The sequence below is a fragment of the Streptomyces griseocarneus genome, assembly GCF_014655595.1.
GTDB classification, from domain to species: Bacteria; Actinomycetota; Actinomycetes; order Streptomycetales; family Streptomycetaceae; genus Streptomyces; species Streptomyces griseocarneus.
Window position 1 is genome coordinate 125,906 of the sequence record NZ_BNBL01000006.1, and the last position, 20,801, is coordinate 146,706.

At 69.9% G+C, this 20,801-nt stretch carries 24 protein-coding genes, 1 tRNA gene and 2 pseudogenes; 13 read left to right on the forward strand and 14 right to left on the reverse strand.

Annotation, left to right across the window (positions count from 1 at the left end):
• Positions 1-34: 34 nt before the first annotated feature.
• From IE295_RS17145 to IE295_RS17155, 3 genes are all read right to left on the reverse strand, one after another.
• A complete protein-coding gene (locus tag IE295_RS17145; RefSeq protein ID WP_190064525.1) occupies positions 35-757 on the reverse strand; it encodes a nucleotidyltransferase family protein in 723 nt (240 codons plus the stop codon).
• Positions 758-825: 68 nt separating this feature from the next.
• Complete coding sequence (locus IE295_RS17150; RefSeq protein ID WP_086575080.1) at positions 826-1,242, reverse strand: hypothetical protein; 417 nt, start codon at positions 1,240-1,242, stop codon at positions 826-828.
• A 223-nt stretch (positions 1,243-1,465) separates the two neighbouring features.
• Positions 1,466-2,590, reverse strand: a complete 1,125-nt coding sequence (locus IE295_RS17155; RefSeq protein WP_190064806.1) for an ABC transporter ATP-binding protein — start codon at positions 2,588-2,590, stop codon at positions 1,466-1,468.
• Between the two features lie 161 nt (positions 2,591-2,751).
• Here IE295_RS17155 and IE295_RS17160 point away from each other — a divergent pair.
• Positions 2,752-2,827, forward strand: a tRNA-Thr gene (locus IE295_RS17160).
• A gap of 58 nt (positions 2,828-2,885) precedes the next feature.
• Here IE295_RS17160 and IE295_RS17165 read toward each other — a convergent pair.
• Positions 2,886-5,051, reverse strand: a complete 2,166-nt coding sequence (locus tag IE295_RS17165; RefSeq protein WP_190064526.1) for an MMPL family transporter — start codon at positions 5,049-5,051, stop codon at positions 2,886-2,888.
• Between the two features lie 249 nt (positions 5,052-5,300).
• Here IE295_RS17165 and IE295_RS17170 point away from each other — a divergent pair, with 249 nt between their 5' ends.
• Positions 5,301-6,404 carry an aminopeptidase P family protein gene (locus IE295_RS17170; protein ID WP_190064527.1) on the forward strand — a complete coding sequence of 368 codons (1,104 nt, stop codon included), beginning with the start codon at positions 5,301-5,303 and terminating at the stop codon, positions 6,402-6,404.
• Between the two features lie 29 nt (positions 6,405-6,433).
• Here IE295_RS17170 and IE295_RS17175 read toward each other — a convergent pair whose 3' ends face one another.
• The 3 genes from IE295_RS17175 to IE295_RS17185 all read right to left on the reverse strand — a co-directional run bounded on the left by IE295_RS17175 (position 6,434) and on the right by IE295_RS17185 (position 9,779).
• Entirely contained in the window at positions 6,434-6,922 is a 489-nt protein-coding gene (locus tag IE295_RS17175; protein ID WP_190064528.1) for a GNAT family N-acetyltransferase, read from the reverse strand.
• 97 nt (positions 6,923-7,019) lie between these two features.
• Complete coding sequence (locus IE295_RS17180) at positions 7,020-8,585, reverse strand: MFS transporter (RefSeq protein WP_190064529.1); 1,566 nt, start codon at positions 8,583-8,585, stop codon at positions 7,020-7,022.
• A gap of 183 nt (positions 8,586-8,768) precedes the next feature.
• Positions 8,769-9,779 carry a zinc-binding dehydrogenase gene (locus tag IE295_RS17185; protein ID WP_190064530.1) on the reverse strand — a complete coding sequence of 337 codons (1,011 nt, stop codon included), beginning with the start codon at positions 9,777-9,779 and terminating at the stop codon, positions 8,769-8,771.
• Between the two features lie 224 nt (positions 9,780-10,003).
• Between IE295_RS17185 and IE295_RS17190 the strand changes: the two genes are divergently transcribed.
• The gene (locus IE295_RS17190) at positions 10,004-10,735 is read left to right on the forward strand and encodes a pentapeptide repeat-containing protein (RefSeq protein ID WP_190064531.1); all 732 of its coding nucleotides are present in this window, start codon (positions 10,004-10,006) and stop codon (positions 10,733-10,735) included.
• Between the two features lie 115 nt (positions 10,736-10,850).
• On the opposite strand, the gene IE295_RS17195 is transcribed toward IE295_RS17190, so the two are convergent.
• Together IE295_RS17195 and IE295_RS17200 are read right to left on the reverse strand one after the other, a co-directional pair.
• The gene (locus IE295_RS17195) at positions 10,851-11,345 is read right to left on the reverse strand and encodes a hypothetical protein (RefSeq protein WP_190064532.1); all 495 of its coding nucleotides are present in this window, start codon (positions 11,343-11,345) and stop codon (positions 10,851-10,853) included.
• Positions 11,346-11,426: 81 nt separating this feature from the next.
• A complete protein-coding gene (locus IE295_RS17200) occupies positions 11,427-13,034 on the reverse strand; it encodes a M4 family metallopeptidase (protein ID WP_190064533.1) in 1,608 nt (535 codons plus the stop codon).
• Positions 13,035-13,522: 488 nt separating this feature from the next.
• Between IE295_RS17200 and IE295_RS17205 the strand changes: the two genes are divergently transcribed.
• On the forward strand, positions 13,523-14,014 hold the full coding sequence (locus IE295_RS17205) for a GNAT family N-acetyltransferase (protein WP_229922981.1): 492 nt from the start codon (positions 13,523-13,525) through the stop codon (positions 14,012-14,014).
• A gap of 36 nt (positions 14,015-14,050) precedes the next feature.
• On the opposite strand, the gene IE295_RS17210 is transcribed toward IE295_RS17205, so the two are convergent.
• Positions 14,051-14,248, reverse strand: coding sequence for a DUF1918 domain-containing protein (locus tag IE295_RS17210; RefSeq protein WP_190064535.1), 198 nt, complete (start codon positions 14,246-14,248; stop codon positions 14,051-14,053).
• Positions 14,249-14,482: 234 nt separating this feature from the next.
• A complete protein-coding gene (locus IE295_RS17215) occupies positions 14,483-14,674 on the reverse strand; it encodes an antitoxin (RefSeq protein WP_190064536.1) in 192 nt (63 codons plus the stop codon).
• 272 nt (positions 14,675-14,946) lie between these two features.
• Between IE295_RS17215 and IE295_RS17220 the strand changes: the two genes are divergently transcribed.
• The gene (locus IE295_RS17220) at positions 14,947-15,270 is read left to right on the forward strand and encodes a hypothetical protein (protein WP_190064537.1); all 324 of its coding nucleotides are present in this window, start codon (positions 14,947-14,949) and stop codon (positions 15,268-15,270) included.
• 54 nt (positions 15,271-15,324) lie between these two features.
• On the opposite strand, the pseudogene IE295_RS34445 reads toward IE295_RS17220, so the two are convergent.
• Together IE295_RS34445 and IE295_RS17225 are read right to left on the reverse strand one after the other, a co-directional pair.
• A pseudogene (locus IE295_RS34445) lies at positions 15,325-15,426 on the reverse strand (DUF6255 family natural product biosynthesis protein); the annotation flags it as partial.
• Positions 15,423-15,761: a hypothetical protein gene (locus tag IE295_RS17225; RefSeq protein ID WP_190064831.1), complete on the reverse strand. Its 339-nt coding sequence runs from the start codon at positions 15,759-15,761 to the stop codon at positions 15,423-15,425. The gene IE295_RS17225 and the pseudogene IE295_RS34445, both read right to left, overlap by 4 nt.
• A gap of 113 nt (positions 15,762-15,874) precedes the next feature.
• Between IE295_RS17225 and IE295_RS34275 the strand changes: the two are divergent.
• The 7 genes and pseudogenes from IE295_RS34275 to IE295_RS17255 all read left to right on the forward strand — a co-directional run.
• Positions 15,875-16,012, forward strand: a pseudogene (locus IE295_RS34275) (helix-turn-helix domain-containing protein); the annotation flags it as partial.
• Positions 16,013-16,104: 92 nt separating this feature from the next.
• Positions 16,105-16,716: a DUF5753 domain-containing protein gene (locus tag IE295_RS17230; RefSeq protein ID WP_308013111.1), complete on the forward strand. Its 612-nt coding sequence runs from the start codon at positions 16,105-16,107 to the stop codon at positions 16,714-16,716.
• Positions 16,700-16,918: a DUF397 domain-containing protein gene (locus tag IE295_RS17235; protein WP_190064538.1), complete on the forward strand. Its 219-nt coding sequence runs from the start codon at positions 16,700-16,702 to the stop codon at positions 16,916-16,918. The genes IE295_RS17230 and IE295_RS17235 overlap by 17 nt, the downstream gene beginning before the upstream one ends.
• A gap of 111 nt (positions 16,919-17,029) precedes the next feature.
• Positions 17,030-17,242 carry a hypothetical protein gene (locus IE295_RS17240; protein WP_190064539.1) on the forward strand — a complete coding sequence of 71 codons (213 nt, stop codon included), beginning with the start codon at positions 17,030-17,032 and terminating at the stop codon, positions 17,240-17,242.
• Positions 17,226-17,759 carry a DUF6879 family protein gene (locus IE295_RS17245; protein ID WP_190064540.1) on the forward strand — a complete coding sequence of 178 codons (534 nt, stop codon included), beginning with the start codon at positions 17,226-17,228 and terminating at the stop codon, positions 17,757-17,759. The genes IE295_RS17240 and IE295_RS17245 overlap by 17 nt, the downstream gene beginning before the upstream one ends.
• Positions 17,743-18,576, forward strand: coding sequence for a helix-turn-helix domain-containing protein (locus IE295_RS17250; RefSeq protein WP_190064541.1), 834 nt, complete (start codon positions 17,743-17,745; stop codon positions 18,574-18,576). Before IE295_RS17245 ends, IE295_RS17250 begins: the two co-directional genes overlap by 17 nt.
• A 105-nt stretch (positions 18,577-18,681) precedes the next feature.
• Complete coding sequence (locus IE295_RS17255; RefSeq protein ID WP_190064542.1) at positions 18,682-18,912, forward strand: DUF397 domain-containing protein; 231 nt, start codon at positions 18,682-18,684, stop codon at positions 18,910-18,912.
• A 489-nt stretch (positions 18,913-19,401) separates the two neighbouring features.
• Here the strand turns inward: IE295_RS17255 and IE295_RS17260 are convergent, their stop codons facing one another.
• Positions 19,402-19,758, reverse strand: coding sequence for a hypothetical protein (locus IE295_RS17260; protein WP_190064543.1), 357 nt, complete (start codon positions 19,756-19,758; stop codon positions 19,402-19,404).
• A gap of 259 nt (positions 19,759-20,017) precedes the next feature.
• Here IE295_RS17260 and IE295_RS17265 point away from each other — a divergent pair, with 259 nt between their 5' ends.
• Positions 20,018-20,800, forward strand: a complete 783-nt coding sequence (locus IE295_RS17265) for a 2OG-Fe(II) oxygenase (protein WP_190064544.1) — start codon at positions 20,018-20,020, stop codon at positions 20,798-20,800.
• Position 20,801: the final 1 nt, after the last annotated feature.

Genomic DNA, 20,801 nt, shown 5'->3' on the forward strand with positions numbered 1-20,801 from the left:
CCGTCCGGCGTTCCCGCCCCGTTTCCCCGGCGCTCTACCGCGCCAGCTCCTTCGCGGCCTCCATCAGGTCCTTGGCCGTGTCGATGGCGCGCCAGTACGCCCCGTGGGGCAGCGGGAAGCCCGCCAGCCGCCGCTCGCGCGCCAGCCGCGGGAACGTGGTCCGCTCGTGGTCGCCGCGCTCCGGCAGCAGATCCGTGAAGCCCGGCGAGAAGACGTAGACGCCCGCGTTGATCAGATACGGCGAGGGGGGCGACTCGATGAAGTCCAGGACGTGCCCGAACTCGTCCGTCTCCACCGCGCCCCAGGGGATCCGCGGCCGGGCCAGCGCCAGCGTCGCCGTGGCGTCGCGCTCGTGGTGGAAGGCGGCCATCTCGCGCAGCGAGAAGCGGGTCCAGATGTCGCCGTTCGTGGCGTACCAGGGCTCGTCGGGGCGGGGCAGCGAGGCGGCGGCGTGCTTGAGGCCGCCGCCGCGGCCGAGCGGCTCCTTCTCGACCACGGTGGTCACCCGGAGCGGCAGATCGGCCGACACGAGCCAGTCCTGCAGCACCTCGGCCAGATGGCCGCACGAGACCACGGCGTCGGTGACGCCCTCGGCGGCCAGCCAGGCAAGCTGATGGCCGATGATCGGGACCCCCGTGCCGGGGATCTCGACCATCGGCTTGGGACGGTCGTCGGTGTACGGGCGCAGCCGCGACCCCTGGCCTCCGGCCAGGATCACGGCTTGCGCGGGGTACGGGTAGGGCTGGGTGCCGGTCATGCTCCGCACGATATGCCGTGCCGCGAGCGGAGGTGCGGCCGGTGGGAGCCCTGTCGGTGCCCCTGGGCTCAGTGACCCTGGGCGACGCCGGTGGCGAAGGACGTGTCGCAGACGGGGCGGGAGTAGGCGTTGGCCACCTTGGCCGAGCGGTACTTGCGGACCGCGGCCTGGCCCAGCGCCTTCGCGATGTCCATGCAGTGACGGGCGAGCGAGGGGCGGCCGTTGGTCGCCTCCTGCAGGTGCGTCAGGGCGACGCCGGGGTTCTTCTCCTGGAGCTCGCTCAGCAGCCGGTCGCGCAGCACCTCGTGCGGCGCGCGCGCCGTGGCGACGGTCGAGGCGTTGTCGGAGGACGCGGTGAGCACCTGCGACTCGGCGTTCGGCGCCGCCCAGGGGACGCGCGTCACCGCGAGAGTCCCCGAGAGCACAAGAACGACCGGGAGGACGAGAGCGAGGGTTCTGCCGATGCGGCGGGCGGCCTGGTTCATGCCGCAGATGGTAGCGAGGGGTAATGACGCGGCGACATTTAGTCACCCGGTCGAGTGATGCCGCCGCGCCCGTATGCAGCTGTGGTGTTGACGCACGGGAGTCGAAATGAGGGGTGTGCCGGGGTATTTACCGCCCCCGCGGCACCGCCCCGGTGCCCGCCTCCGACGCCCGTGCGTCAGCCGCCCGGACCGCCGTCCGGAGCGCCGTCCGGACCGTCCGCGGTCAGTCGCTGAGGCGCTCGCCGGTGGACGTCGAGAACACGTGCAGCTCGCCCGGCCGCGGCACGACGTGCAGCACGGAGCCCTTCGCGGGGACGTTGCGTCCGTTGACGCGGACCACGAGGTCCTTCTGCTCGCCGCCGACCTCGGCGGTCCCGTACACGTACCCGTCGGCGCCCAGCTCCTCGACGACGTTCACGGTGACGGCGACGCCGGCCGGGGCGTCCTTGCTCAGCGAGCCGACGGAGCCGGCGCCGTCCACCAGGTCGAAGTGCTCGGGCCGGACACCGACCGTGACGGTGCGGTCGCCCTTGTCGGCGGCGGTGGTCAGGGCCTCGCGCGAGACCGGCACCACGCTGTTGCCGAACTTCACGCCGCCGTCGGTGATCGGCACCTCGACGAGGTTCATCGCGGGGGAGCCGATGAAGCCCGCCACGAAGAGGTTGGCCGGGCGGTCGTACATGTTGCGCGGCGAGTCGACCTGCTGCAGCAGGCCGTCCTTGAGCACGGCGACCCGGTCGCCCATGGTCATGGCCTCGACCTGGTCGTGGGTGACGTAGACCGTGGTGATGCCGAGCCGCCGCTGCAGCCCGGCGATCTGCGTACGGGTCTGCACGCGCAGCTTGGCGTCCAGGTTGGACAGCGGCTCGTCCATGAGGAAGACCTGCGGCTCGCGGACGATCGCGCGGCCCATCGCCACGCGCTGGCGCTGGCCGCCGGAGAGCGCCTTGGGCTTGCGGCCCAGGTACTCGGTGAGGTCCAGGATGCGGGCCGCGTCCTCGACCTTCTGCCGGATCTCGGTCTTGTTGACGCCCGCGATCTTCAGGGCGAAGCCCATGTTGTCGGCGACGGTCATGTGCGGGTACAGCGCGTAGTTCTGGAACACCATCGCGATGTCCCGGTCCTTGGGGGGCAGGTGCGTCACATCGCGGTCGCCGATGCGGATCGCTCCGCCGTTGACGTCCTCGAGCCCCGCCAGCATGCGCAGCGAGGTGGACTTGCCGCAGCCCGAGGGGCCGACCAGGACGAGGAATTCGCCGTCCTCGATCGCGATGTCGAGCTGATCGACGGCGGGCTTGTCGGAACCCGGGTAGATGCGGGTCGCCTTGTCGTACGTGACCGTGGCCATGGTGGTGAGTCCCTTCACCGGCAGGAACGTGCCGGACGATCCGAGTAGAGGGAGTGGTCCAGTCCAATTGGGCTGGGGTGCTGGTGACGCTACCTGCGCGAAAGGCGGTTGTCAGCAGGTGGCGGGTCACGAAGTCGTTGTGGGTAGACTGCGTGACGCACGCCGACTTAGCTCAGCTGGTAGAGCACCGCTCTTGTAAAGCGAAGGTCGTCGGTTCGAACCCGACAGTCGGCTCCATACGGCAGAACCGCGGGCCCCCGGCTGGGGACCCGCGGTTCTGTGTTGTGTGCGGGGGTCAGCGGCGGGCGTGCTCCTCGGCCTGCCACTGGGCGGCCGGCGGGGCGTCGTGTGCCACCGCGTCCGCCCGGGGGGCGTCCTGGTGGCCCGGCCACCAGGCCTTGTGGCCCAGGAGCGAGGTGACCGTGGGGACCAGCAGCATCGCCATGATGAAGGCGGTGAGCAGGATGCCGAAGGCCACCGCGAAGCCCATCTGCTGGAGCATGGAGTTGTCGGCCAGCATCAGGACGCCGAAGGTGCCGGCGAGGATGATCGCGGCGGAGGCGATCGTCGGGGCCGACTGGGCGACCGCGGTGCGGATGGCCTCGCGGGCCGCGACGCCGCGGCGGACCTCCTCGCGGAGCCGGGCGACCATCAGGATGTTGTAGTCGGTGCCGATGGCGACGACGAAGAGGTAGACGATGACCGGCAGCATGAACAGCAGGCCGCTCTCGCCCTTGTAGTCCTGGAAGAGCCAGACGGTGGAGCCGAGGGTGGCGCCGAAGCCGAGGGCCACGGAGATCATCAGGTACCAGGGGGCCACCAGGCTGCGCAGCAGCAGGCCCAGGATGATCATGATGGCGATGCCGGCGACGGGGAACACGACGCGGTAGTCGTGGCTGACGGCGTCCTTGACGTCCGACAGGACGGCGGAGGTGCCGCCGACCAGGGCCTCGGTGCCGGCCGGTGCGGCCTTGTGGGCGCTGTCGCGCAGGGGGCCGCCGGCGAGGGCGATGGCCTTGTCGGCGGTGGGGGCGTACTTCAGGACGACGCTGTACTGCGCGACGGTGCCGTCGGGGCTGGTGACGGCGGGGGCGGCCTTGCCGACGCCCTCGACGGCGTCGAGGCGGGCGCGGTAGGTCTCGAGCGCCGCCTTGTCGAGGCGGGAGCCGTCCTTCGACTTCAGGTAGACCATCGCCGGGTCGGACTGGCCGGCCGAGAAGCCGCGCTGCATGTCCTTCATGGCCTGGACGGACTCCAGCTTCTGCGGCATCTGGCTGGAGGTGTCGAACTCCGCGCGGAAGCTGAAGGTGCCGACGGCGAGGACGGCGAGCACGGCCGTCGACAGGACGGCGACCAGGGCGGGCCGGCGGGAGACGACGCCGCCGACGGCGTTGGCGAAGCGGTTCTTCGGGGTCTTCTTCCAGGCCTTCGAGGGCCAGAAGGCCTTGGTGCCCAGGAGGGAGAAGACGGCGGGCACGAGCGTGAGCGCGGCGACGAGGGTGACGGCGACGGAGATGGCCAGCGAGGGGCCCATCGCGCGCATCATGCCCATGGTGGACAGCAGCAGGGCGAGGAAGGCGACGATCACGGCGCCGGCGGCGGAGGCGATGGTCTCGCCGACCTTGGCGACGGCGTCGACGAGCGCCTGCTTGGGCTCCTGGCCGGCGCGCAGGTGCTCGCGGTAGCGGAAGAGGAGGAAGAGGATGTAGTCGGTGCCGACGCCGAAGAGGACGACGATGAGGATCGCCGAGATGGAGCTGTCGGCCTTCATTCCGCCCAGGTCGGCGGCGGTGCCGATGAGGCCGAGGGCGACCGAGAAGACGACGCCGATGATCAGGACCGGCAGGATCGCGATGAGCGGGCTGCGGAAGATCACGAGCAGCAGCACGACGATGAGCACCAGCGTCGCCATCATGATCATGGCGTCGGTGTCGCCGGAGGACTCCTGGGAGTCGAGGGCGCTGGCGGCCTGGCCGGTGATGCCCATCTTCAAGTGGGTGTCCTTGAGGAGGGGTTTGGCGTCCTCGCGGAGCTTCTTGACCGAGGCGGGCAGCTTCTCGTCGTAGGAGTTCTTGGTGGTGGCGATGATGTTGGCGAGGGCTATCTCGCCGTTGGGCGAGACGGCCTGCGGGCCGGTGGCCACCTTGGCGATCTTCTCGCGGTGCTTGCCCTCCAGGCCGGCCGCGACCTTGGCGACGTCCCGCTGGTCGTCGGCGGAGAGCTTGCCGCCGTCGGAGCGCTGGAAGACGGCGATGGCGGCGGGCTGTTCGGTCTGCGGGAAGGCCTTCTGCTGGAGATTGCCGACGCGTACGGATTCGTAGTGCGAGGGCAGGAATTCGGTTTCGTCGGTGGTGGACTTCAGCCCCGGTGCCAGCATGGCGAGCGCCACGGCTGCGATGATCCAGCCCGCGATCGTGAGCCAGGGCCGGTGGACGGCGAACCGCCCGACTCGTCGGAACATGGTGCTCCTTCAACTTCACTGTATTGCGCGCCATGGACGCGGGGAGGACGATCGTTCGGTCGTACGGGCGTGCAGCACGGGCATGAACACGCTAGGCACCGGAGTTCCGCGCGCACAACGATTTCCGGGGGAACCAGGGGGAAATCGGCCCTGAGGTGGGGGGCCTCTCAGCCCTGGGTAGGAGGGCCCTCTCACCCGTGGGGTAGAGACCGCCCTGCCGACCGCCCTCGTCGGGATTACTCTGCCCCCATGAGCGATGTGGATTTCTATGCCGCGCGCATGGACCGCGCCGTCCGGGCGGCGGTGCAGGAGGGACTGGCGGGCCTGGTGGTCGCGCCCGGCCCTGACCTCGTATGGCTGTGCGGTTACGAGCCGGTGGTCACCGAGCGCCTGACGGCGCTGCTGCTGCTCCCGGACCGCAAGCCGTTGCTGGTGGTCCCGCACCTGGAGCGGCCGGACGCCGAAAAGGCGCCCGGCGCGGGCGCGTTGAGGATCACCGGCTGGGCGGACGGCGAGAATCCGTACGCCGAGATCGCCAAGGCCCTTGACCCGCAGGGACGTTACGGCGTCTCGGACAATGCCTGGGCGCTGCACCTGCTGGCCCTGCAGCGCTCGCAGCCCGGAGCCGCGTACGCGGCGCTGACGGAGGCGCTGCCGATGCTGCGGGCGGTGAAGGACGCCTACGAGCTGGAGCGGCTGGCGGCGGCCGGCGCGGCGGCGGACGCCACGTACGAGGCGATCGTGGACCTGCGGTTCGCGGGGCGCCGGGAGAACGAGGTGGCCGCTGACCTGGCGCGGCTGCTGCGCGAGAACGGGCACAGCCAGGTCGACTTCACGATCGTCGGCTCGGGCCCCAACGGTGCCAATCCGCATCATGAGGCGGGGGACCGGATGATCGAGGACGGCGACATGGTCGTCCTGGACTTCGGCGGGCTGAAGGACGGCTACGGCTCCGACACGACGCGCACGGTGCACGTGGGCGAGCCGACGTCGGAGGAGCGCAAGGTGCACGACCTGGTGCGCGAGGCGCAGCAGGCGGCGTTCGAGGCGGTGCGGCCCGGGGTGGCGTGCCAGGAGATCGACCGGGTGGCGCGCCAGGTCATCCGAAAGGCGGGCTACGGCGAGTACTTCATCCACCGCACCGGGCACGGAATCGGCGTCACCACGCACGAGCCGCCCTACATGGTGGAGGGCGAGCATTTGCCGCTGGTGCCGGGGATGTGTTTCTCGATCGAGCCGGGAATTTATCTGCCGGGCCGGTTCGGAGTCCGTATCGAGGACATTGTCGTCTGCACGGAATCCGGGGCCCGGCGGTTGAACAACACGGCGCGGGAAATGCGGACGGTGGTCTAGGGGCTGGGGGGCGGTCCGGAAAGGGCCTCTCAGAGCGCCTGGTGCATGACGTGCAGCCCGGTGTACGAGCCGTCGGGAAGGCGGTAGGCGCCGGGCACCGTGCCGACGATCGTGAAGCCGCACGAGCGCCAGAGCGAGACCGCACGGGTGTTGGACTCCACGACGGCGTTGAACTGCATGCCGCGGTAGCCCTCGGCGCGCGCCCATTCCAGCGTGTGCTCGCACAGGGCCCGGCCGACGCCGCGGCCGGCGTGCTCGGGCGCGACCATGTAGCTGGCGCTGGCGATGTGGGCGCCCGGGCCCATCTGGTTGGGGTTCATCTTGGCGCTGCCGAGGACGGTTCCGTCATCGTCGACCGCCACGACCGTGCGGGCCGGGGCGGTGAGCATCCACATGCCGCGGCCCTGCTCGGAGGTCAGGTCGCGGGGGTAGGTGTAGGTCTGCCCGGCTGCGGTGATGGTCCGGAAGAAGGGCCAGACGGCAGCCCAGTCGTCCGCCTCGGCGGTTCTGATCAGCATGGGCGTCAGCATGGCCGGGGCGGGTGGGGTCCGCCACCCGTTTTCCGCCCGGACGGCCGTACGCGCCCGGACGGCGTACGAGGGGGTGCGCGCGCCCTCAGACGGACCGCATGCGGTGGGGGTCGTAGGCGGGCGCGTATTCGGGGGCGACGGCTCCGTGCTTCGGGGCGCGGGCGGTGACCATCGTCCAGGCGACGACGGCCGCGAGCAGCATGATGCCCGCGCCCCACGCTATGGCGACGCCGAAGCCGTGCACCACGCCCTCCTTGATCACTCTGTCCCGCACGGCCGGCCCGGCGACTCCGGCGGCGGCCGCCGCCTTCATGTGGGCGGCGATGTAGGTCGCGCTGGTGGAGGTGGCGATGGTGTTCAGCAGCGCCGTGCCGATGGAGCCGCCGACCTGCTGGGCGGTGTTGACGGTGGCCGAGGAGACGCCGGAGTCGCGCTGGGCGACGCCGCTGGTGGCGACGTTGACGACGGGCATGAAGATCATGCCCATGCCGAGGCCGAGGAGGATCTCGGCGGGCAGCACGTGGGAGACGTAGGCGGGGTCGACGGTCAGGAACGTCAGCAGGTACAGGCCCGTGGCGGCCAGCACCGCTCCGGGCGTCATCAGCAGGCGCGGGGGCAGGTGGTTCATCAGCCGGGCCGAGATCTGCGTCGAGGACACGACGATGGAGGCCGTCATCGGCAGGAAGGCCAGGCCGGTCCTCAGCGGGGAGTACCCGAGCACGACCTGCAGGTAGTAGGTCATGAACAGGAACATGCCGAACATCCCCACGACGGCCAGCGCCATCACCACGAGCGCGCCGCCGCGATTGCGGTTGCGGATGATGTGCAGGGGCAGCAGGGGGCTCGCGGTCCGGCTCTGCCACCAGGCGAACACCAGCAGCAGCGCGACGCCGCCGCACAGCAGCCCGAGCACCAGGCGATCGTTCCAGCCGCGCGGCTCGGCCTCGCTGCAGGCGTAGACGATGGCCACCAGGCCGCCGCAGCCCAGCAGCACCCCGGGAAGGTCCATGCTCGGCCGCTCCGCCCGGCCGGGGCGGCGGTCGTGCAGCAGCCAGGCCGCGCCGAGCAGGGCGACGAGGGCGATGGGCACGTTCACGTACAGGCACCAGCGCCAGTTGAGGTACTCGGTCAGCAGCCCGCCCGCGATCAGGCCGATCGCGGCGCCGCCGCCGGCGATGGCGCCGTAGATCCCGAACGCCTTGGAGCGCTCCTTCAGGTCGGTGAACGTCGTGGTCAGCAGCGACAGCGCCGCCGGGGCGAGCACGGCCGCGAAGGCCCCCTGCAGGGCGCGGGCCGCGAACAGCATCCCCTGGCTGTGCGCGGCGCCGCCCAGGGCGGAGGCGCCCGCGAAGCCGACGAGGCCCATGAGGAACGCGCGCTTGCGGCCGATGAGGTCGGCGATCCTGCCCCCGAGCAACAGGAGACCGCCGAAGGCGAGGGTGTAGGCGGTGATCACCCACTGGCGGTTGGTGTCGGACATGTGCAGCTCGCGCTGCGCGGAGGGGAGGGCGATGTTCACGATGGTCGCGTCGAGGACGACCATCAACTGCGCGAGGGCGATGACCACCAGCCCCCACCAGCGGTGCGGATCGGCGTGGGGAGGCTGGGGCGGTGGTGCGGCTGCCGTCGGGGGCTCGCTCGTCGGGCGCATGGACATCTGCTCCTCGCGGCCGCCGCGGCGCGCGCGGCGGGCCGGTAGCGTGCAGAAACTCGCAGTCCAGCGTAGGCCCGACGGGGGATGTGTGCTCCCCGGCGGGGAGGGCGGGCATGCGGCGGCCCCGGGGCCGGTGGTGGCGGAGGCCGGTGGCTCGGGTGGATGGCTGCGAGGGGCCGCTCAGGGGATGAGGACGACCTTGCCGATCGTGCCGCGCGTCTCCAGGGCCCGGTGGGCCGCGGCGGCCTCGGCGAGCGGGAAGCGCTGCACGGCGGGCACGACGTGACCGGCGGCGGCCTGGGCCAGGGACTCCTCCTCGAGCCGCCGCAGGCCGGTCCGGCCGCCGCCGAACCGTTCCAGCATCTGGGGGCCCAGAACGCTCCGCGACGTGATCGAACGGTCGGCGAGCTCCTCCGGGGAGAGCCCCGGCGTCCCGCCGCCGGTGATGCCCTGTGACGACCAGCCGTAGACGAGGTGGAGGCCGCCGGGCCCGAGCAGGCCGACGGCGGCCAGCGCGGCCGCTCCGCCCACGCCGTCGAGGACGACGGTGGCCGCGCGCCCGTCCAGGGCGGCGCGGGCGGCACCGGCCCAGGCCGGGTCGTCGTAGTCCAGCGCGATGTCCGCGCCGAGCGCGCGGACGTGCCGGACCTTGGCCGGTCCGCCCGCCAGGCCCACGACGGTGGCCCCGGCACGCTTGGCGTACTGCACGAGCAGGGAGCCGATGCCGCCGGCCGCCGCCAGCACCACGACGACGTCGTCGCCGGTCAGCTCGGTGTAGCCGAGGATGCCGAGCGCGGTACGGCCCGTTCCGATCATGGCGATGGCCCGGTCCTCGGCCAGCCCGTCCGGGATCTCGTGCAGCCGGTCGGCGTCGACCACGGCCAGTTCCGCGTAACCGCCGGGGTTGTCGGGGCCCATGTGGGCGACGACGCGCCGCCCCAGCCACCGGGGGTCGGTGCCCTCGCCCAGCGCGTCGACGGTGCCGGCGATCTCCCGGCCGGGGACGGCGGGCAGCTCGGGCAGGCCGTACGGGCCGTTGGGGTCGCCGGAGCGCAGGCTGGCGTCGACCAGGTGGACGCCCGCGGCGGCGACCGCGACCCGTACCTGGCCGGGAGCGGGGACGGGGTCGCCGGTCCGCTCGTGGACGAGGTTCTCGGCGGGGCCGAAGGCGTGCAGGCGGACGGCGTGCATGGGAGCTCCAGGGGGTGTGGTCGGCGCGGGAAAACGTGAGTTTTCAATGGGCTTTCAACGAGTTTTCAACCTGAAGCGCGCTTGAGGTCAAGGCGTGGGCCGGGGTCGTTGTCAGTGGGCTGTGCCACGGTGGGTGTGCACGGACAGTGACGAGTCCGAGCGGGCGAGCAACGGGCCGGCATCGGGCGGGCAACGGGCGAGCAGGGGAAGCGGGTGCGGGTGTCATGACGACGGCGCGAGGCGGGCGAGGGCGGCAGACTGGCAAGGCGGGCAAGGGAGGGAAGGCGCGCGACGCGGGGCCGGTGGCCAGGCTGCCGGAGGTGCGGCTGCCCGCCCTGCGGCCGTACGGGGGCGGGGAGCTCGAGCCCGAGGAGGACTACGACGGGCTCGACTTCTCGGACGCGGACTTCGCCGGCCAGAGCGGGAAGGGCGCGTATTTCGGCGACTGCGGGCTGTACCGCTGCGCGCTGGACGAGACCCTGCTGGGCCGGGCGCGGATGGTGGACTGCGTGCTGGACGGCGTGCGCGGCGTGGGCACGGACCTGTCGGAGGCGTCGCTGCGCGGCGTGGAGGTGCGCGATGCCCGGTTCGGCGGCGTGCAGCTGCACGGCGCGGTCCTGGAGCGGGTGCTCGTCAAGGGCGGCAAGATCGACTATCTGAACGCGCGCAAGGCCGTGCTCAAGGACGTCACCTTCGACGGCTGTGTGCTCTCCGAGGCCGACTTCGGGGGTGCCCGGCTGGAGCGGGTGGTCTTCCGCGACTGCGTGCTGCGGCGGGTGGACTTCACGGGTACGCAGATGACGGACGTCGACCTGCGGACGGTCGCGGAGCTGGACATCGCGCGGGGCGTCGAGCGGCTGTCGGGGGCGATCGTCACCCCGTCCCAACTCCTCGATCTGGCCCCGGCGTTCGCGGCCGCGATAGGCCTCCGGGTCGAGGCGCCGCCGGCGGACTGACGCCGGCGGGGCCCGGACGGCCCGGTGCCGGCGCGCCCGGACGCCCGGGGTGCCGCCGTGGATGCCGCCGTGGGTGCCGCCACGAGATGTCGCCGTGGGTGCCCCCGTGGGTGGATCACACCCGCGGGTAGCGGCTCTGCAGGTCCCAGATGACGGGGTTGTCGGCGAGGCCCTCGTGCATGTCGGCCAGGTCGGCGATCAGGTCCTGCAGGAAGTCGCGGGCCTCGCGGCGCAGCGCCCGGTGGTCGAAGGTGAGCGGGGGCTCGTCCGGTGCCCAGTCGGCGGTGACGTCCACCCAGCCGAAGCGGCGCTCGAAGACCAGGCAGTCGGTGGACTCGGTGAAGTCCAGCTCGGCGAACTGCGTGGTCGCCGAGCGACTGCCCCGGGGGTCCTGGTCGATCTTCTCGACGACGTCGCACAGGGCCCAGGCGAAGTCGAGCACCGGCACCCATCCCCAGGCTGTGGACAGTTCCCGGTCCTCCTTGACGTCGGCGAGGTAGACGTCGCCGCAGAAGAGGTCGTGCCGCAGCGCGTGGACGTCCGCGGTGCGGTAGTCCGTCTGCGGGGGGTCGGGAAAGCGGCGGGAGAGGGAGTAGCCGAGGTCGATCACGTCTCGATGGTACGTACGACAGCGGTGCCCCCGCTGCCACAGGGGCGGCGGGGGCACCGGGTGCAGACCCGTAAGGGGGTGTTACTTCACGTTGATCGCGGTCCAGGTGTTGGCGACCGTCTTGTACTCGTTGCTGGTGGAGCCGTAGAGGTCCGCGGTCGCCTTGAGGGTGGCGGTGCGGGCGGCCTTGTAGTTGGTGGTGGAGGTGAAGTACGTGGTCAGGGCCTTGTACCAGATCTTGGTGGCCTTGTCGCGGCCGATACCCGTGATCTTGGAGTTGTTGTAGGTCGGGCTGTTGTAGCTCACGCCGCCCAGGACCTTGCTGCCGCTGCCCTCGGACAGCAGGTAGAAGAAGTGGTTGGCGGGGCCGGACGAGTAGTGGACGTCCACGCTGCCGAGCGACGAGGACCAGTAGTCGCGCGAGGAGCCGTCCTTGCTCGGCTTGTCCATGTAGCGCAGCGGGGTGCCGTCGCCGTTGATGTCGATCTTCTCGCCGATGAGGTAGTCGCCCGCGTCGGTCGAGTTGTTGGCGTAGAACTCGGCGGCGGTGCCGAAGATGTCCGAGGTGGCCTCGTTGAGGCCGCCGGACTCACCGCTGTAGCGCAGGTTGGCGGTGTGCGAGGTGACGCCGTGGCTCATCTCGTGGGCGGCCACGTCGAGCGAGGTCAGCGGGTTGGCGTTGTTCTCGCCGTCGCCGTACGTCATGCAGAAGCAGTCGTCGTCCCAGAAGGCGTTGACGTAGCCGTTGCCGTAGTGGACGCGGGAGTAGGCACCCTCGCCGTCGCCCTTGATGCCGGTGCGGCCGAGCACGTTCTTGTAGAAGTCCCAGGTGACGGCGGCACCGTAGTGCGCGTCGACGGCGGCCTTCTGGCGGCCCGCGCCCCAGACGTCGCTGGAGTTGGTGAAGAGCGCACCGGTGCCGGAGGTGCCCTGGTTCAGGTCGTACGTCTTGTGGCCGCCACGGGCGCCGTCGGTCAGCGTGTAGCTCGAGCCGGACTGCGTGGTGGTCAGCGGCACGGTGCCGCTGTAGGTGCTGGTGCCCGAGCCGGTGTGGACGGTCTCGTTCTGGAACAGCTTCTTGCCGGTGGTGGCGTCGGTGATGACCTGCAGCTTGCTCGGCGTGCCGTCCTTCTGGACGCCGATGACGGTCGTCTCGTACGCGAGGACCGGCTTGCCCTGCGCGGCCCAGATGACCTTGCGCGCCTGGCCGGCGTCGGCCTTGGCGGTCTTCTGGTCGGCGGCGACGCCGAGCGCGCTCTTCTTCGCGGCGGAGGGCGCCAGCGAGGGGGTCGTGCTGGGCACGGCTATGTCGGCGTCGGTCGCCTTGGTGACGTCGCGGTCACCGTTCTTCTTCTGGTGCACGACCAGGTCGCCGCCGAGGACCGGCAGGCCCTCGTACGTGCGCTCGTAGCGCGTGTGCACCGTCCCGTCCGCGTCCTTGACGACGTCACGGACGACCAGCTTCTCCTTGCCGCCGAGGCCGATCTTCGAGGCGATGGAGGAGGTCGAACCCTGAGCGTCCTTGATCGCGGCAGCCCGCTGCCCGGCGGAGAGCGCGAGCTGCTGCCCGCCGTTGCTCTTGTCGGCCGAGGCACTCGCCGAGCCCGTCTGCACGCCGATGACGACCATGGTGGCGGAGGCGACCAGAGCGGCGGCACGCAGGGAGTTCTTGCGGGAGGTGGCGGTCATGCTTCTCAACTCAGTCTCCTATGAGGGGGGTTACGGGCAGCCGAGGAGTGAGGCCGCCCGCTGTTGCAGGAGTTGTGCAGGAGCGAATTGAGGAGAGAGTGCCATCGATTGGTGGACTTTGACAGGGGCGCAACAAGGAATTGACTTGCCGGTAACCGATGACCGGTGGATTGGGTCCGCTATGCGGTGAGTTGAGCAGAATCGAAGAGGTGTTCAACTGTTCGCCAGGGCGAGTTGGCCCTCTGGAAGCGATGCGGAAGGTATCCAGGCGCGCCGAAATGGCGCCGATGGGGCCGGAGTGAGAGGTGTGACGCGTGGAGATCAGGGTCTACCCGGAAGTGGAGGTTCCGAATCAATTCCGCACGCAGATTGCCGAATTGCGCGAGGAAGCATGGCCCGGCGCGGGCGGCGACGCCCATGATCCGCTGCTGCGGCCTGTGACGGTACTACTGGTAACACCTTCCGCGACAGGGGGTGCAGCGTGCGAGGTGGTGGCGGCGCTGGACGTCCTCACCAAGGACATCACCCACGCCGGACAGACCTACCGGGCCGCCGGACTGAGCGCGGTCGTCACGGCGACGGCACACCGGGGCAAGGGAAACGGGCGACAGCTCGTGGCTGCCGCCCGTGAGTTGATCGCGGGGAGCGGATCACTTCCGTCCGCCGCGCGGAGGGTGGACGTGGCGCGAGCGGACGTGTCGCCGGCGGATGTCGCGCAAGCGGACGTCGCACGGGCGGACGTAGCGCTCTTCACGTGCGACCGTCCGCTGCGGGGCTTCTACGAGAGCGCGGGGTGGGAGTGCCTGGACGGGACCGTCCTGATCGGCGGCACCCCGCACGACCCCTTCCCCAGCGACGGACCGGGCTTCGACAAGGTCACCATGGCCGGCTTCTTCACCGAGCGCGCGATGAGGCATGCGGCCGCGTTCCGGCACAGCCGCATCGCGCTCCACCCCGGCGAGATCGACAGACTCTGGTGAGGCTCCGGTGAGGAAGGAGGCGGTGGCCGGGTCCGGTCAGGTTTCCTCCGGAACCTTTGGCTCAATCATGCAGTCCGGCCCCGGATAGACCAGCTGTTCATGGCCGTCGGTGAACCTGACCAGGTACGGCGGTGCACCTTCCGTGCCGCGCACCTCCACGATCTCGCCCTGCCGATCCTTCAGTCCCACCGCTCGTGAATGGATATGGATCGTGTCCCCGACCGACGCGTGCATGCGAACCTCCGACCACTCTCACGGCCATCAAGCTGGACCAGGAGGGACTACCCCGCACACCACCGCTGTCATCCCCCCGGCCGGATGCTTGCCTCGTTCGGACGAGGCATCGCACACGTTCCGAGGCTGAACAGAACGACGGCCCAGGCCCGCCCAAGGCGGTGCCGGAGCCGTCACGCGCCCCGCACCCACTGGCGCACCGGGCCGACGATCGGACTGATCCGGAAGAGTGGCCTAGCGCTGCTCGTCCGTGGGCGGACGGTCGGAGCCGAGCTGCTCGTTCATCTTCCGCTGAGCGGCGTCGACCTGGCTCTGGTACTTGTTCTGCGTCTTCGCGTCGAACGCGTCACCGGCCTTCTCCACGCCCTGCCTGGCCTGGTCCGGGTGGCCCTTGATCAGGCCCTTGAGCTTGTCGAGCATGGACATGATCGTCCTCCTTGAGGGAACGCCTGACCTCCTCAGGATCGCTGCCATTCCGCCCGCCCGCATCCCAGGCCGGGGGCGCGCGGGAGCCCCCCGGGGGCGCGTGGCGCGCCCCCGGCGGAACGGACCGCGCGTCGGGGTCACCGACCCCTGAACCCGACCGCCTCGGCGAGCCTGCACCACCGGCGCCGGCAATACCGTTTGGGCGCGGGGGCTGGTGGCACTAGCGTGCGGTTCCTTGAAGCCGACGGGTTGTACGAGCGGGGGAGTGTCGAATGGACCGGCGCGAGCGGCGGGACCTGGAACGGGCGATCGCCGAGGGCATCAAACGGTCCCAACGAGGTACCAAGAGCGAAATGAAGCACGCCGTCGCCGAGGGCATCAGGCAGTACGAGGCCCAGCGCGAGCGGGAGCACCGGGCGGCGACGCCGGCGCCGCCGAGGCGGAAGGACGACCCGCGGGACCGCAAGACCGTGGTCGAACGGATCGGCGACATCGTCATGGTCCTGTGGGTCGTGATCGTGGGCCTCGGCTACCTGCTGGCGGCCGCACCCTTCATCGCGATCGTCGGCTTCCTCGTGTACTGGCTCGTCTTCTGACCCGACGGCCTGCGGCAGGCCGGGTGGCCGCAGCGCGCCGTACTCGGTGAACCGCCGAGCGCCGCAGCGGTCGCACGTCGACGTCCCGCCGGTGTGCGTCCAGCCCGAAGCGTGACGGCAGTTGCGCATCATGCGCCCCGTCGTATGCGCGGTCATGAGGGGTTCCCGGTCGGGTGGGCCCTGCGCACGTGATTCCGTACGGCGACGGTCGCGGCGACGGCCTGTTCCCTGCTGCCCCCGTCCACCGCCTTCCGCTGTGCGGCCAGCAGCCTCGCGCACTCCTTGCAGCGGTACGCCACCCGCTCCTCCCGCGTCGCCAGCCGCAGCGCGTGCGGTGGCACCTCCCCCTCCCGGCCGCCACCGGGACGCCGTACCTGTACGTGGGGGCCGAGGGTGCCCATGACTTGGGCGAGCGTCGCGCTGCGGGTGTCGATGACGTACGTGCCGACGCGGTACGTCATTGTCTCCGGCGGGGTGGGGGTGTCCTGCACGGCGTTCCCTTCGGGGTTTTCTCACTGGCTGTACAGAGAGCGTGACGGTGCGGGGCTAGGCTGCGGGAGGGGGTAAACGCCCGCAACGCGCCTGTTGCCATAGGGGGTACGCCGTGGCCAACGGTTCTGGTCGGTACGGTCAGGCCAAGGTCGGCTGGGAGTTCTTCGGCTCGGAGCTGAAGCGACGACGCGAGGCCGTCGGACTGTCACAACAGGCGCTGGGAAGACGGGTGTTCTGCTCGGGCACGTACATCGGGCAGTTCGAGACCGGGGTGCGAAAACCGCAGCTGGATGTCGCCGAGCGGATCGAGCTGAGCTGGGGACGGGCGGGTTCTTCGCGCGAATGTGCGAGGAACTCATCAACAGCACGACGAACGTCCACTACTTTGCGGACGCGGCCTACCTCGAGGGGATCGCCACCGAGATCCATGCGTACGCGCCGATGTTCGTGCCGGGAGTGCTGCAGACTGCGGCTTACGCGCGGGCGGTGTTCAAGGGTGGTTTTCCGCTGGCCCTGAATGACGACATCGACGCCTGGGTAGCTGCGCGGCTCGAGCGACAATGCATCGTCGCGCATCCAACAACGCCCTTGTTGTGGGCGGTCATCGACGAAAATGTGATCCGGCGCCCCACCGGCGGAGCTGCCGTGATGCGGGAGCAGTTGGAGCACCTGGCATCACTGGCACGCAGCGATCGCCTGGTCGTGCAGGTCCTGCCGTACAGTTCCGGTGCTCCTGTGCTCGGCGGGATGCTCAAGCTCATGACCTTTGACGACGCTCCGCCCGTCGCCTACTCGGAAGGCGCCATGAGCGGCAGCTTGATGGACGATCCCGCCCTCGTTGCCAAGCTGCAGCGTGCCTACGATTTCGCGAGGGCCGCCGCACTGCCGCGCGACTCCTCGCTGACCTTGATCGAAGCGGCTGCGGAGGAGTACGCGGATGGCAACCGAGAATGATCCTGGCGTCTGGGTATGGCGCAAGAGCTCGTACAGCGGTCCCGGCGCCGGAGGCACCGACGACTGCCTCGAAGTCGCCGACAACATACCCACCCTCGTCCCCGTCCGGGACAGCAAGCGCCCCCTCGGCCCCACCCTCACCATCGCCGCCCCCGCCTGGGCGGCCTTCGTCGCCGGCGTGAAGGCAACGGCGTTGGTCTGATCGTTTATGCCAGTACGGGAATAGGTCGCTGTTTCGTGGACCGGCCGCCCCTCGTGTCACTAGCGTCTGGCAGCAAGCGGTCTCGGCCAGAGGCCTGTGCGAGGAGGCTCCATGGGGCGTCAGGAACTGACCCGGCTCACCGGCAGGTTGAACGGCCCGAACTGCGACGATGACGACTGTCCCAACGTCTACCGGGACGAGGCGGGCGGCAGTGTGATTGTCCAGGGGCGCCTCTACCGTGGCTTCGTGGTGCCCGAAGGCGAGGGGCTGGTCGAGATTCCCGAAGCGGTGTTGAGGGAGGCTGTCCGTGCTCTTGGATGGTGACGAGTGGCGGAAGGCCTTCGACGCCCACCAGCGGGAGGCCTGGCGTTTCGAGGCTCAGCCGGTCTACACCATGCCCCGCGAGGCGGAGAATGTCGCCAGGTTCCTGCGGGGGGAGCCGAAGCCTGACGACCACAACGCACGGTGGCACGAGCGGGTGCGCGGGTACGTGGCGTCGGGACGACGGATCGGCCGAGTGCGCATTGTGCGGCGGCCTCTCACCGACTATCAGCGGTACCAGTTCTCGTGGGGGATCCCCGGAAACATCCGGGCGGGAGAGGACATCCGGATCCTCGACGTCACGCGCGAGGATTACGGTCTGCCGCTGACCGCCACGGACTGGTGGATGTTCGACGAGTGCCGGGTTGTTCGCCTCAACTTCCGCTCTGACGGCACGCAGATCAATCGCGAGCTGGTGGCCGGTGATGTCTCCCCCTACCGCGAGTGGAAGCGCATAGCGCAGGCCCATTCCGTGCCGTTCGCAGAGTACGTGAAGACTGAGGGTGACATTCGAGCCTGAGCAGCTGGGTCAGTCACAGGCCGATCTGGCAGAGAAGCTTCGTGATCTGCGTAAGCGAGCCGGTCTCACCGGAGATCGTCTGGCCAAGCGTTGCAACATGTCTCAATCGCAGATCAGTAAATTTGAGACCGGTAAGAAGACGCCGAAGCTGGTGGACGTCGAGCGTATTCTCCGGGCGCTCGACGCCCCACCCGAGTTGACGGCGGAAATCACTGCTCTGGCCAGGATCGCCAATACTGAGTGGCAGAGCAAGCGTTCGACCTGGCGTCGGGGTCTCGAGAAGCGGCAGCGGGAACTCGCGGCGCTGGAGGGTGAGGCGAAGGCTCTCCGGTACTTCCTTCCCGCCATGGTGACCGGCCTGCTGGCGACGCCCGAGTACGTCAGGGCGAGCCTGACGCACTCGCCGGGCGACACCTCGCGGACGGTGTCGCGCAAGCTGGAGCGGCAGACTGTCCTCTATGACGTGAGCAAGTCCTTCACGTTCCTGCTCACCGAGCAGGCTGCGAGGTGGGCGGTTGTGCCGGCCGCGGCCATGGCCGTGCAGCTCGACAGGATCGTGTCGCTTTCGCGCCTGCCGAACGTTCGGATCGGCATTATTCCCTGCGGAACCCCATTGGCTCGCGGTCCCATGAACACGTTCACGGTCTATGACGAGCGGCTGGCCACTGTCGAGAACTTCACCGGGCGGATGGTGTTCGGCGATGCCCGTGATGTGGCTGAATACCTCGAAGTCTTCGCGCTGTTCGAGCGGTCCGCCCGGTTCGGCGAAGCGGCCCGGGAACTGCTTGGTGCCTGGGCTGGCTCCTACCGTGCCTGATCTTTATTTCATCGCGGGAATCTTCTGGAATTGCTTCCGGGGTACGGGGAGTATGGCGCCATCGGCCGCTCGATGAGGCGGCTCGTCATAGAGGGGAAGAATGCGATGTCGCAGACGGACCTGTACGTGATCGCCATTGACGGGGTCGAGTTCCGCACGGCGTGCGGCGGCAACACCCACCCGGACGGGGAATCGTGCGTCACGCTCGCGCGGATCGGGGACGGGGTCTGGGCGGTGGGCGACAGCAAGCGGCCCGAGAGGGAGCCCCTGAGGTTCACCACGGCCGAACTGAGTGCGGCGGGCATCGAGCCCGGACGGTTCGGACTGTCGGCCTGATCGACGGCAGTGGACGGCCCCCCGGCCCGTATCGGGACCGGGGGCGGCGTCCGGCCGGCGATGCGGAAGTGGTGGGCGCTGATGCACGTGCACGGGTACATGTGGGTCGGGGAGAAGGCGGTCTTCGACCGTGAGGGTGACCGGCGGCCGGGTGGGCCGGGGTTCGGGGGGTCGGGCGTGCCGCCGATGCGGACCGCGGACTGGCTGCTGAAGCCGGCCGGGCTGGTGCGCGGGACGTGGGACGTGCCGTCGGGGGCCGCAGCCTGGCTCGTGGGGCGGCTGGCGGCGCATGCGGCCCGGTTTCATTCGCCGCAGGACCGGGATCCGACACGGCTGGCCGCGCACGCGTCATCGGTGATGGACCGGCTGGCGTGGGGTGGGGACGTGGCGCGGGGGTACTACCTCGAACGGCCCCTTTTCCTCTCGCTCGCGCTGGTGACCTGTTCGCCGAACCGGGCCGCGCCCGAGGCGCGGTGTCCCGTGGCGGGGTCACGGCTCCAGCGTGAAGTGGACCGCGAAGTCGTAGAGGCCGAAGGCCAGTAGGCCCACCGCGGCCAGGAACGCGCCGGTGGCCGCGCCTGCTCCCGGGTGGCGGCGGCAAGCCGCCGCCACTATTGAGCCGACTATCGCTCCCGCCGCCGGTACGCCCGCGATCCAGCCCGTGAGCTGGGCGAAGCGGACGTTTGCGTCGTGGTTGGCCATCCAGTCGGAGCCCGATGGGTTTTGGACGTCCTCGAGTTGCAGGGTCCAGACCCAGATGGCCGGGGACAGGAAGATCAGGGTGAGGACGAGCATGCCCACGATGTAGGGCATTCTGCTGTGTTCGTCCGGGTTCGGGGTCGTCATGTCGACAGCGTCGGCCAGGGCGGGGCCGGCGCGCATCCGTACGCGTACTCAGATTCACGAGCCCTGAGGGGTCCCCGAGGGGTCCCGCGGCCGGGAAAACCTTCAAGCCAGGCTTGCCGAAAGTCTTCGTTCAGCTGATCAACTGCCTTTGACGTTAGCGCGTTAAGACCGGTGTAGTGGCCACCGATCGCCCTGAGGTGCATCTCGGATGTGCCGGCGATCTATTTCGCCTGCCCGCCTGTACATGGAGAAGGGCCACATGACCGTCATCAAGCGGAATAACGGATCAGAGCTGTCGCACGAGGACATCCTTGCCGTCGTCGAAGGCACTGCATTGGCTGTACACATACCTGGCTTCATTCATCCGGAGGCCTTGGCGTCCGCACGCGCTCAGCTCTACGACCACCCCGACCGGGACGGTCTGAGCCAGGACACCGCGTTCCAGCGCATCGGCTTCGCGTACTCCGAGATCAGTGACGAGGCGTCGAGGGACCGCTATCACGCCGAGGCGCGGGCGAATATTCAGCGCATGCGGGATCTGTTCGCGCCCTACGCCTCGCCCAGTGACGTTCTCCGGCTGCTGCTGGAGGAGACCTGGCATGCGGGGGCGAATCTGATGCACGTCGGCGGGCGCAAGGCCTTCATCGGCATCTGCCGCTATCAGGACAAGAACGTCGACCTCAACCCCCATACCGACGCCCTCGAGCGCAACCTGCCGGCCGACCACGCCCAGGGACTCACCGCGCAGCTTTCGGTCAACATCTACGTCAACATCCCGCGCGAGGGCGGTGAATTGGAGCTGTGGGGGACCGAGCCGGGCGAGGAGACGTACAACGAGCTCAAGGGTGAGCGGGTCTGGGGCATCGAGCGCGACAAGCTCGGACCGCCCGTCGAGGTCATCAAGCCGGCGCCCGGTGACCTGCTGCTGCTCAACCCGCGGCAGATCCACGCCGTGCGGCCGTCCGGCGACGAACCGCGCATCACGCTGGGGCACTTCCTCGGCTACTACGGAACCGACCGGCCCCTCGAGCTCTGGAGCTGAC